The following is an 11,356-nucleotide window of genomic DNA, read 5'->3' on the forward strand; positions in this document are numbered from 1 at the left end:
GGGGGGTGTCTCTCCCCCTCCCCCCCCCCCACCCCCGGTCGTGACCTCTAAGTGACTAGCAGAGAGATCGACCGATCCCACGGTAACGCAACAACCCGTGCGTACGCACTCGCGCACAGAGCCTGAAACGCGCCTCCTCGCGCAGGCGGGCGGGCTCCAACTCAGGCCGCCGCCAGGTACTCGCGAAGTCGGCCACGCGCCTGCCCGTGCGTACGCACCGCTCAGGGAGTGCGGGCCGGTTGGCGCACGCTGCCAGCACCTCACGCACTCCTCCCACCTCCACGAAGGGAGAAACCCATGATCACCCTGACCCACACCGGCCTGCGTGTGCCTCCGACCTATGTCCACGTCACCGCAACCCAGCGGATCGGTTCGGGGGACGACGGCATCGAGATCGCGACCGTACGGCAGCGGCGTACGCTTCTGGGCCACACCACCCACACCCACGACGGCCCCACCCGGTTCGTCGGGGTCGACCAGCGCGCCGCCTACGTCGTGTGGTCCTTCGCAATGCAGACCGCCCTGTTCAACCCCGGTCTCACCGAAGCCACCGTGCTCGACCACCTCATCGCGGAACACGACTGGGAACTGGCGGTTCGCGACGCCCGTCGGCGGCGGTGCTACCTGCTGCGGGTCATCGACGCCTCTGGCCTCCCCGCGCAGGCGAAACTCCTCGACATCGCCGCCTCCTACCCGGACTATCCGGCCGCCGTGCACGCCGCGCGGAAGCGCTCCCTCCCGTCGGAGGCGGCCCGCAGCGAGCTGTGGACCGGTGACGTCTGGACACAGATCCACTCCGACCAGCAGCACACCGCTGAGGAGACGTCATGATCACGCTTCCCCACACCGGGTTGCAGGTTCCCCACACCGACGTTCGGGTCACCTACGTCACCCCCACCGGGAGGGGCGAAGGGGTGTCCGCTGTCGTCAAGAACGCAGGGCGCACGCTCGGAGTCATCACCCTCAGCGCACGCCGTGACTTCGTGCGGCTCGAAATGCCCAGGGCGGAGCGCCGGGTTTTGGAGCGGTTCGCCGATCAGTGCCGAGACAGCGACGACCAGCCGCTGCCCCGAGCACAGGTGTGGGACCTGCTGGTGGCCGAACGCCACTATCAGCAAGCGGTAGAGGAAGCCCAGCGGGAACAACGCGTTCTCATGCGGACCTTCTTCCGCGACGGTCCGCCGAAGCTGCACAGCGTCGGAGCGAACGGTCCTGTGCCTCCCAGGGCTGAACTCCACGTGTGTGCCACTGTGGAACTGGAACCTGAGGTGATCCGAGCCGAAGCCTGGCTGCATGGCCGATGGGTGCAGGTTCGCCCTGCCGAGTAAGCACCTTTGCTCGTGCCTGTCTGCGGAGTCCAACGCGACCGGAGACAGGCACTTCTTGTGCGTTCTGTGCAGGAAGGTCCGGCTTGTGGACGACACAAAGGCGTCGCAGCTGTGCCGTCGCCGCACTGATGTCAACAGGCTGTGCTGGGGTTCGCTGGAGGGTGCGCGCGGTCGCGTGCGGTTTTCCAGCGTTGCACGATGGTAGTTGTGCCCTGTCTGACTGGTGAGACAAGCCTGGTCTACGGTAGGAAGAGTTCAAGGACTGCCTTGACAGGAAGGGGAAATATCCGTTCTCAGGAAGCTGGAAAAACGGTTGCTTTCCTCTGGTAAGACTGCAGGTCATGAAGTCTGCGCCCCGTGCATGCGGGGATGGCCCCCCACCCACGCACACCTCACGACCAGGCAGAACCTGCGCCCCGTGCATGCGGGGATGGCCCACGAATTGGGTCCCCACGCTCCCCAGACGTAGGCTGCGCCCCGTGCATGCGGGGATGGCCCCCCTCACGCATTCCGCTGCACGCCTACTCGCAACTGCGCCCCGTGCATGCGGGGATGGCCCGCCGAGTTCCTTGTCGAAGTCCTCGACGCCGTACTGCGCCCCGCGCACGCGGGGATGGTCCCGCCGAGATCGACGACCTCACGAAGGAGGTCGACTACTCCCTGCGCACGCGGGGATGGCTTCCTCTGCCTCATCTGGGGTTGTAAGGCCGGATCAGGGTCTATCTGAAGAACGGTCGCTCCTGACCACTAGTGTCAGGATGCCCACTGCCGCCCCGAACGCGGCACCGGCAGCCAACAGAGCATCGGGCCAGGAAGCCCCTGCCGCCAACCGCAGTGTCCCTGCGAGGACACCGCACCCCGTGCTGCCCAACAGGATGAGCGCAGCGCGCACCTCAATCATCTTCACTCCCTTCACACCGGGGCTTCCGGTCACTATCAAGCCTGAAAGCAGCCACACCCCGATGCTCCGCCCGCTTTCTTTGGACTGATCGAGAGCACGAGACGGCCCCTGTAGTGCTTGCCAGAGCCAGAGATCGTTTACGCTTGTCCTAGCTTGTCCTAGCTTGTCCTAGCTTGTTTCTGCTTGCTGAAGGTTGCCCAAAGGAGTTTTGGGATGGTGAGGTCGATCCGGATGCCCTCGCAGAAGGAGTTGCCTCCAGGGCCGCAACGCAGGTTCATGGAGACGCTGTTCCGCTTGTGGGTCGATGCCGGGATGCCGACGATGGAGGCGGTGAGTCAGGCAGCTGAGGACGCGCCTCCGCAGGAGGGGGCCGCGAGCAAGGAGACGGTGCGCAAGATGCTCATAGGCAAGACCGTGCCTCACACCTGGCAGAACGCTGAAGCAGTCTTTCTCGGTCTGTCAATGATGGCCAGCCTCAACCCCGACCGGCTAGTGGTGCATACCGAGGACCTAAACGATTATGAGCCTCCTGATCCAGAGCCCGCACGGATGCTCTTTCGCCGGTTTTGGGCTGACGCCCGTGGAGTCACGGACTACATGCACGGGACCATGCGGGACTACACTCCTCCGCCCAAACCAACCGGTGGAGGCTTCGGTGGATTCAGTGACGAGCCGCCGTTCTAAGAACTGTCTCGTGCTTGGTTTGTCGGAGGCTCTAGCATGTACCTGCACAAGACAAGGTGAGACCTATCTCCCTGCGCACGCTGGGATGGCCCTTGACCTGCACCGCAGCAAGGACGTTATGTTTTCTGTGCCCCGCGTACGCGGGGATGGTCCCCGAGGACTTCACGACGCTCCTGGCGCAGACGCCTGCTCTCCGCGCACACGGGGATGGTCCTGCCATGGTCCGGGAGACTCCGCAGGGCGACATCTGCTCCCCGAGCACGCGGGGATGGTTCAGTGGGAGGACGCCGGTCGGACGGCGCCAGCGAACGCGTTCGCGTAGTAGGGCATGTCGATCGGATCGAGGCGCACGACCTTCCCTGTTGAGGGGGCGTTGATCATCTGCCCATCTCCGACGTACATGGTCACGTGCCCCGGCTGAGGGCCGGGGCCGACGTTGAAGAACAGCAAATCTCCTGGCTGGATCTGGGACAGGTCGACGTGGGTGCCGTGGGCGAACTGGTCGGTGGTCACTCGGGGGATGGAGACGCCAGCGGCTTCCCAGGCGCGCATGACCAGGCCTGAGCAGTCGAAGGCGTCCGGCCCAGAGCCACCCCAGACGTAGGGCTTGCCGAGCTGCTCCAGAGCCCACTCCACCGCCCGACGACCAGCCCCGCTACTGCCGTGAGACCCGACACCGACCGAGAGCCGGTCATAGTGGTCGATCTCGGCCATGACCTCGTCCACGTACCAGCCAGCGGGGTTGTACCGGAACAGAGCCTCCTCCAGATCACTCCGGTTCGAGAAATCCACGGGTGCGCCCTGGGAACTCTGGCACAGCTCCACCGCCGTCGAGGCGACGGAGTCGTAGACGTTGTGCGGATCTGCCCGGCCGTCTCCGTTGCCGTCGATCCCATACCTGTCCCAGTTCGCGGGCAGGTGCTGGGTGACCCCCACCGCCCGGTCGTACTCGGTGTCTCCGTCCCATCTGCCGTCGTCGGTGTCGTAGTGGGGGGTGAGGTTGCCCCCGACACCGGAGCCGTCCAGGCGCGGGCCGACGAACGGCGGGGCGGTGGTGCCGTCGGGGGCGATGTCGGCGGTGGCGCCGTGGTCGGACTCCACCGCTCCGATCCCGGCCAGGACGGACCAGCGCATGCCGGTGCAGTGGGCGTACTCCTCGCCTTCTAGGAGGGTGGGTCCGCGCGCGTAGGCGTCCAGCAAGGTCGGGTCGATGCCCTCCACCTGCTCGGGTGCCATCCTGGTGGGGGCGTCGACGGCGAAGAGCGCCACCGAGATCAGCAGTGCGGGGGCGAGGAGGACGCCCACGCCGAGGGTGAGCCCGCAGCCGAAGCTAGCCACGTGCCTCCCTCCAGTCGAACAGGGCCGGTTGATGAGCCTCTTCCTCGACCAGCCCCGTCAGGTGCCGGGGTCGCAGGTGCGGGTCGTCCAGGCGGGTCCACACCTGGCGGGCGGGGTGGTCGCCGTGGACCGCGGTGGCCACAGGCACGGGGGTGGTGGCGCCCAGCGCGCGGCGGATGTGGGCCTCGCGCTTGCGGGAGGGTAGGTAGAACAGCACGACTCCGTGCACGGACGCCGAGGCCAGCTCGTGGTAGGCGTCGAGCTTGGCGGACAGGCGGCGCAGCCGCTCGGTGCCGTTGTCGAACTCCAGGAAGAAGGACACCGACGCGTCCCCCACGGTCCACACCCCGGCGCCGTCGGGCCGCACGATGTCGCCCCACAGGTCGGCGCACTCTCCCTCGGTCCACCACCGCAGGCGTGCGTCGTGGCTCTTCTCGCGGGCGTGGGCGTACAGGTCGGTGAAGACCTGGTTGATGCCCAGGGTGTGGGAGAGCTGGGTGCTGGTGACGTTGGCCAACACCCGGTCGCGGCGGTAGCCGAACTCGCGCAGGGTCATGCCCTCGTCAGCGGCCAGGATCTCCGCGCCGGGGGAGTCGAGCACGTAGTGCCACGGGGAGCCGCCGCGCGGCTGCCAGGGGCGGAGACGGTCCAGGGCGCGGAGCCGGTAGAGGGTGGACAGGCGCTGCTTGGCGGTGTTGTAGGAGTTCCACCCCAGCGCGGTGAGCTGGTCGGTGGTGAGCACGCGGTGGCGCCAGATCAGCCGCATGAGGCGGCGATCGCGGTCGGTCAGACGCCGGGCGAGCGTCTTGATCACCTCGGGAGAGCTGCGGGGACGGATGGGGGCGCGGTGGTCGGGGCGCAGGATGACGGACACGGTGAAAACCTCCAGGAGGAGTGGCGGTCACGGTCGGGTGCGGTTGGCTCGGGCGGCCTTGCGCACGGCGGTGGCTCGCCCCGGCACGGGTGGCGGGAGCGGCCGGGTACGCAGGGTGAAGGCCGGGGACAGCGCCCCGTTGGTCACCAGGCGTGCGGCGGCCTGGTAGCGGGCCAGGTGGGACAGGTCGTGCTCGGTGAGTTCGGGGTGGACGTGGCGCACCAGCGCCCGAGCGTCCTCGGGGCTGAGGTCGAAGAAGACCTTGGAGCGGGCGTTGGTGCTGGTCGCCTCGCGCAGGTCACGGGGGAGCTGGGCCAGGTCCTGGTGGGCGATCACCAGCCCTGCCCGGTAGGCGCGTGCCTCGGCGAGCATGTCCCCCAGCCCGTAGGGCAGGGTCAGGAAGTTGTGTGCCTCGTCCAGGAAGATGCCGATGTCGCGGCGCTCGGCCTCGCGCTGGCGCGCCCGGGACAGCACGGCGCTCCAGGTCTGGGCCAGCACCAGCGACCCCAGCAGGGCGGAGGTGTCCTCGCCCACCACCCCCTTGGGCAGGCGGGCGATGATCACCGCGTCGGAGTCCAGCAGAGCTGGCAGGTCCAGCGCCTCGCGTGGGCGCGCGGCCAGCAGGTCGCGGGCGAAGTCGCGCAGCAACACCGCGCGCAGCTTGTTCAGCAGCGGCGCGGTCGCATGGGCGCGGGCCTGGTCGGACAGGCCCTCGTACCAGCGCCAGAACCCGGCCAGCACCGAATCACCGTCCAGGTGGGCCGTGGCGCGGCGGCGGAAACTCGCGTTCTCCAACAGCCGTGGCACGTTGGACAGGGAGGCCTGCGGGGTGGCCGACAGGGTCAGGCAGCACGAGCGCAGGATGTCGTCGGTGCGCGGCCCCCAGGACTCGCGGTAGATCCGGGAGAAGATACCGGTGACCAGGTCGGCGGTGCGCACCGGATCGGAGCCGCCGAGCACGTTCAGGCTCGGCGGTGGCGCGTCGTCGTCCGGGTCGATCAGGACCACCCGGTCCAGGGCCGATTCCGGCATCCGGGAGAGCAGCAGGTCGGATTCGCCCTTGGGCTCGATGATCACGCAGCCGCGCCCCTTGGCGATGTCGTCCAAGGCCATGCCCATGAGCAGTGTGGTCTTGCCGACGCCTGTGCCGCCGATGATGTGGGTGTGCTGGCGCGCGTCCGCGGTGCGCTGGGCCACGGTGCGCCGCTCGCTCTGCTCGGCGGTCCCCAGCACCCGGGCCTGTGGCATGTCGGTGGCCACCTGGGGCGGAGGCGGCACTGGACGAGCGGGAGCACGCTGGAGCCCGGGAACCGTCTCGTCCAGCGGAAGGTGGGCGATGGCGGCCAGTTCGCGTGCCGTGAGCAGGTCGCCGGAGCCCATGACACGTGCTTCGGCCCGGTATCGGGGCAGGACCCACACCCGGCGGCGTTGGTAGTAGTTGTGGCCGCTGAACACCGCCCAGGCGGCTGCCACGGCGTGCGCTCGCCCCCTGCGCCGCTGGCGAGCCTCCCCGCTGCGGCCAGGAGAGGCAACCAGGTACCGGACCTGCGTTTCCAGACGCGGCTGGGTGGACTTGTTCAGGATCGCCTGGATCTCACGCCCGGCCTCAGGGCGCAGCGCCAACAGGTTCACCGCTCGGTGCTGGCCCGGTGTGAGGGCGTCGAACACGTTGCCGCGCGGGGTGTAGTCGTAGCGCAGCGACGCCGCCGCGCGGTTGGCGCGGCGCAACCGACGCCCCGTGACCGGGCGCACCGCCACCTGCACCAGGACCTCCTCGTCCTTGGACAGATCCCCGGCCGCGCCGATCAGGGCACGTAAGGGGTCTTCCTCGAACCGGTCCTTGAGGGGGTAGTGGTCCGGGCGGGCCAGACGGACGCCACCCGCGTGCACATACACGTCCGTGGGAGGACTCACCACCCGGCGGGTGGTGGCCGATGCTCCTGGCCAGGCCGAGGAGATCGCCCGCTCCACCATGCCGGGCGGGAGCGGCCCGGGCACCCACACGCGGATGCGCAGCCCGTACACGCTCATGGCGTACTCCCACACCAGGTGCGGCTGCCCCAGCAGCAGGCGTTTCCAGAGAGGGCGCAACGTGCCCAGCATCTGACGCCACAGGTCCTCAGCCCCGGCCAGGTCGCTGCGGGGTGGAGGCAGGATCTCCACCAGGCGGGCGCCGCTTCGCCACCGCAACTGCCGCGCCCACCCCAGGACGTAGCGGACGAGAACCAGGCCGACCACCGCGGGTGGGATAGCCGCTGCGAGAGTGAAACCGAAGGAGAACGCCCATCCGGCGATGGCGGCCCCCAACGTCGCGGGCAACTCTCCGAGATCGACGAGCCAGCCGCTCACAACAGCTCCTCCCCGTCATCGTCTGCCAGGTCCGCGAACGGGGTGTTCTCGTCGGGACGGGTCGAAGCCAGCTCTGCGGGGTCGGTGGTGACCAGGGCGTGTTCGGCGTCGCTGGCCACCACCCGGTAGGCCACCCGCAGATCCGCGCCACTGCACAACAGCGCGTCGCCGGGGGATGCGGTGAGCAGGTACTGCTGCTCTCCCTCCGACAAGGCGAAGGCGTCGGCGACCTGATCGATGGCCTGGGGCGCCTGCCGCATGAGGATCTGCGTCGCGCTGTTGGCGACGATCGCCTTGCCCAGTTCGCTGCCGAGCACGTCCGCGGCGTCCTGTGTGGCCAGACCGAACGCGGTCCAGCGTTTGCGTGCGGCCTTGGCCAGACGAAACAGGAAGCGGGCGCCTTCGGGTTCCTGCATCAGGATCCATCCCTCGTCCACCAGCACCATGCGCGGGTGGTCAGGGGTGGCATCGGCCACGGTCCGCCAGATCGAGTCCAACGCCAGCAGCGTGCCGACCGCCTTGAGTTCGTCGGGCAGCTGACGCAGCGACCACGACACCAGGTGGCCGGTCGGACGCTGGGTGGTGGGAGCGCGAAACAGTTCGGAGTAGGACCCGTTCACGAACGGCTGGAGCTGGACCGCCAGGTCTTGGGCGTGCTCGTCGGAGTCGGCTTCCAGAGCGGCCACCAGATCCGCCAACAGCGGTGCCGGGCGGGACCAGGTCTTTTCGTCGGCGGTGATCCCGGTCTCCCTGTAGGTGGCGACCAGAGCCCGGTCCAGCGCGGAACGTTGCCGTGCGGACAGGGCACCGCCGAGCATCACCGCCATCAGGGTGTGCAGGAACAGCGCACGCCTGGACACCGCGTCGCGCCGCGCGGAGGCATCCAGGGCCAGATCGAGCGGATTGAGGTGGACTCCTGGTGCGCCCAGGCCGATGACCGTGCCGCCCACGGCTCGGGTGAGACGGGTGTACTCGTCCTCGGGGTCGATGACCGCCGCAGTGACCCCGGTATACAGGGAACGCAGCAGGTCGAGTTTGCAGAAGTAGGACTTGCCCGCGCCGGAGCGGGCGAGCACGACCGAGTTGTAGTTGTCGGACGCCCATCGGTCCCAGACCACTACGCCCGCGCTGCTGGCGTTGAGGCCGTAGAGCACCGCGCGGTCGCTGGTCCGCACGGCCAGGTCCGGACTGGCGAACGGAAAGGAGGCGGCGAGCGCGTGGGTGTCCATGCTCCGCCGCTGGTCCAGCAGGTCCACGCCCAGCGGCAGACCAGAGATCCACCCCTGGAGCTGGCGGTAGGAGGCGGGACGGGCGTCCAACAGCATCGACGAACACAGGGATCGGACATGGTCGACCTCTTCGGCCAGAGCCTCCTGCGAGGCGGCGTGCACGGTGAGGTAGAGCCCGACGCGAAACAGCTTGCCCTCACCGCGGGCCAGCGAGGCGGCCATCTCCCGGGCGTCCTCGGCGGCCACCTCAGCCTCGAAGTCCTCCAGCTTGCCCTTCTCCGCCGTGGTGCGACTGGAAGCCTCCAGCTTCGACATCTGCCTGCGCAGCCGGTCGGCGGCGGTCTGCGCAGGGATCGGTTCGATGTGCAGAGACACGTCGAGCCGCCCCGGGTAGGTCAGCAGGGGCTCCATCCACCCGTGGCCCACCTCGGCGGGGTAGCCAGTGACAGCCCAGGACGCGCTCACCCCGCCTCCCACACGCAGATGGCGTACGGTGACCTCCACCTCGGCGGGTACGGCCTCACATGCGGAGGAGGTCTTCCTCCTGTTCTTGCGCCCGCGCATCACTTCTCCTGTCCGCTGGCAGGGCCGGTGATGACCGCGTCGGATGCCGCCAGCCCTTCGGGCGGTACGTGACGACTGGAAGGATCAGCGGCCGAGACAAGCACAGCAAAGACCTCCGGACCAGTGAGCACACGAGCACGTGAACCAGCGGAGGCCAGGCCACGCACGGCGTCCTCGGCCCGTCGCCGCACCGAGACGGCCCCATGGGAGACATCTCCGGGCTCGGTAAGCACCAGGACGATCTGCCGCCGCAACAGGTCCCGGGACCGGGATAGGTCCGAGAGGTAGTCGGCGTGATCACGGGCCGCGCGCTCCAACTCCGGATGCGGCAGGTTCGGCGCGGCCTGGTCGAGTGCGTCCACGAGCGGATCCAGACGGATCGACTCCGCGCGGACGAGGAGCTGTACCGGGGTGTTGAGCGAGTTGAGGTAGGACGCGAACCCGTTCACCAGCCCGGCCTGCTCGGCGGGGGTGCGTAGCGCGAAACTCACCGTGGAGCACGACACCAGCACCGCGCAGCCGTGTTCGGCCAGGTCGACCACACCGTCGTCGGCGATCGACCGCACCGGCAGGTTCAGCGGGGACGGAAGCGGCGGCGGTGCGGCGTCGATCCACGACGGCACCCCGGCCGCGCCGAGGTCTCCGGTGATTCGGCGTTTGGGGGAGCGGGCGAACCGGAACGCGGCCAGTAGCAGGCGGTCCAGGCTCAACCCGTCGCGCTGGACCAGCGCCGCGGCCACCGCCGCGCCCATGACCGGAACCGCGACGACCACGATCACGATCGGGGACACCAGATGACCGAGCACCGAGTAGGCGGCCCACAGCCCGATCCCCGGAACACCGATGATCACCAGTTGGCGGGCAGTGAGCCCGGCCAGGATCTTGTCCTCGCGCTCCACATCCGCGGGCATACGTACACGTGACACTCAGGGCCTCCTCCGAGGACGGGAACGGGCAGGGGGATCGAACAACGCGGGTTGCCGAGGGCGCGTCCGTGGCCGGGGCGGTGGCAGGTCGCGGGCTCCGGGCAACATCTCCTGCCGGGGCGTGGGCTCCTGCCACTGCGGCAACGGCTCCTGACGCCACCGCGGAGGCGGCACGTGCCTGGGACGGGGCAGTTCGGGCTGGTGGTAGCGGCGTCGCTCACGCAGCCGTGCCTGCTGAGGGCGGTTGATTCGCCGGTCGACCCCGGGCAGCGGGTCCTGCCGGTACGGCATTCGCGCGGAGAAGTTCGGCAGCTCGGGTTGGTGCCACCGCGGCGCCGACCGGGTGAGGGCGGGCGCTGCTGCTGTGGCGGGTGCACGACTCGCAGCTCGGGAGGCGGCAGCGGTCCCGGCAGTCTTCTTCGTAGCGAACGCCCTGCCCAAGGTGCGAAAGACCAGCAGGCTGGCCGCGAGCTTGGCCCCCTTGACCAGGGGCGACTTCTGGTAGTTGAACACCTGCTTGAACGCCCAGAAGGGGATGCGCACCAGCACGTACATGCAGCAGATGATCAACAGGACGTCCATGACGCCCCGGGCCGCCTCGACGAAGTCCGGGGCGGCGTCCCGCGACAAAAACAGCACCACCATCAGGCGCAGCACCAGGGCCTGGGCGATCTGGATCACCATCAACGCGCCCATCGCCCGCCACCACAGGCGGGCCAGGCCGTCGATCTGCGGGAGCGCGTGACAGGCCAGCGCGAGCGGGGCGATGGCGGTCAACAGGATCCACAGCACGATCCGCACGATCGCCGCCAGCATGAAGAAGAAGGCCAGCAACGAACCGATCAGCATCAACAGCAGCACGAGGACCGCTTCACCACCGGGATCCCCCAGCACCCGGGCGAGCGTCTCGGTGATGTTGTCGACCGTGGCGGCCCCGTCGAGCATGGCCACGGAGATGGCGTTGGCCAGCTCACGCATCATCTCGGTGAGCAGGAACGAGGCGTTCGCGCCCACGAAGCCCAACACGACCCGGGGCAGCAGCTCCTTGAGCCCGGCCGAGGTCTGCACGGTCTGGTAGCTCATCAGCAGCACCCCGGCGGCCACGACCACCAGCAGGTACAGGCTGTTGGTGACGGCCAGCACCTCGCTCCACGCGGTCCTGA

At 68.8% G+C, this 11,356-nt stretch carries 9 protein-coding genes and 1 CRISPR repeat array; of the genes, 3 read left to right on the forward strand and 6 right to left on the reverse strand.

Going from position 1 to position 11,356, the window contains the following annotated elements; genetic code table 11:
• Positions 1-297 precede the first annotated feature (297 nt).
• The 3 genes from ACSIH6_RS38300 (at position 298) to ACSIH6_RS38310 (ending at position 2,913) form a co-directional block, all read left to right on the forward strand.
• Positions 298-831 carry a hypothetical protein gene (locus ACSIH6_RS38300; RefSeq protein ID WP_435113596.1) on the forward strand — a complete coding sequence of 178 codons (534 nt, stop codon included), beginning with the start codon at positions 298-300 and terminating at the stop codon, positions 829-831.
• The gene (locus tag ACSIH6_RS38305; RefSeq protein WP_435113598.1) at positions 828-1,328 is read left to right on the forward strand and encodes a hypothetical protein; all 501 of its coding nucleotides are present in this window, start codon (positions 828-830) and stop codon (positions 1,326-1,328) included. The genes ACSIH6_RS38300 and ACSIH6_RS38305 overlap by 4 nt, the downstream gene beginning before the upstream one ends.
• A 348-nt stretch (positions 1,329-1,676) precedes the next feature.
• Positions 1,677-1,948: direct repeats of the CRISPR family, unit length 28 nt; unit sequence CTGCGCCCCGTGCATGCGGGGATGGCCC.
• A gap of 494 nt (positions 1,949-2,442) precedes the next feature.
• Positions 2,443-2,913, forward strand: a complete 471-nt coding sequence (locus tag ACSIH6_RS38310) for a hypothetical protein (protein ID WP_435113600.1) — start codon at positions 2,443-2,445, stop codon at positions 2,911-2,913.
• A gap of 273 nt (positions 2,914-3,186) precedes the next feature.
• Here the strand turns inward: ACSIH6_RS38310 and ACSIH6_RS38315 are convergent, their stop codons facing one another.
• The 6 genes from ACSIH6_RS38315 to ACSIH6_RS38340 all read right to left on the reverse strand — a co-directional run.
• A complete protein-coding gene (locus tag ACSIH6_RS38315; protein ID WP_435113602.1) occupies positions 3,187-4,251 on the reverse strand; it encodes a C40 family peptidase in 1,065 nt (354 codons plus the stop codon).
• Complete coding sequence (locus ACSIH6_RS38320; protein ID WP_435113604.1) at positions 4,244-5,125, reverse strand: replication-relaxation family protein; 882 nt, start codon at positions 5,123-5,125, stop codon at positions 4,244-4,246. The genes ACSIH6_RS38315 and ACSIH6_RS38320 overlap by 8 nt, the downstream gene beginning before the upstream one ends.
• 27 nt (positions 5,126-5,152) lie before the next feature.
• Positions 5,153-7,474 carry a type IV secretory system conjugative DNA transfer family protein gene (locus tag ACSIH6_RS38325; RefSeq protein WP_435113606.1) on the reverse strand — a complete coding sequence of 774 codons (2,322 nt, stop codon included), beginning with the start codon at positions 7,472-7,474 and terminating at the stop codon, positions 5,153-5,155.
• Positions 7,471-9,267 (reverse strand): VirB4 family type IV secretion system protein, encoded by a 1,797-nt coding sequence (locus ACSIH6_RS38330; RefSeq protein WP_435113608.1) that lies wholly within the window; start codon positions 9,265-9,267, stop codon positions 7,471-7,473. The genes ACSIH6_RS38325 and ACSIH6_RS38330 overlap by 4 nt, the downstream gene beginning before the upstream one ends.
• Complete coding sequence (locus ACSIH6_RS38335) at positions 9,267-10,193, reverse strand: PrgI family protein (protein ID WP_435113610.1); 927 nt, start codon at positions 10,191-10,193, stop codon at positions 9,267-9,269. The genes ACSIH6_RS38330 and ACSIH6_RS38335 overlap by 1 nt, the downstream gene beginning before the upstream one ends.
• Positions 10,194-11,356: TrbL/VirB6 family protein (locus ACSIH6_RS38340; protein ID WP_435113613.1), on the reverse strand; the 1,163-nt coding region annotated here is incomplete at its 5' end.

Source organism: Nocardiopsis synnemataformans (assembly GCF_965343085.1).
In the GTDB taxonomy this organism is placed as follows: Bacteria; Actinomycetota; Actinomycetes; order Streptosporangiales; family Streptosporangiaceae; genus Nocardiopsis; species Nocardiopsis alborubida.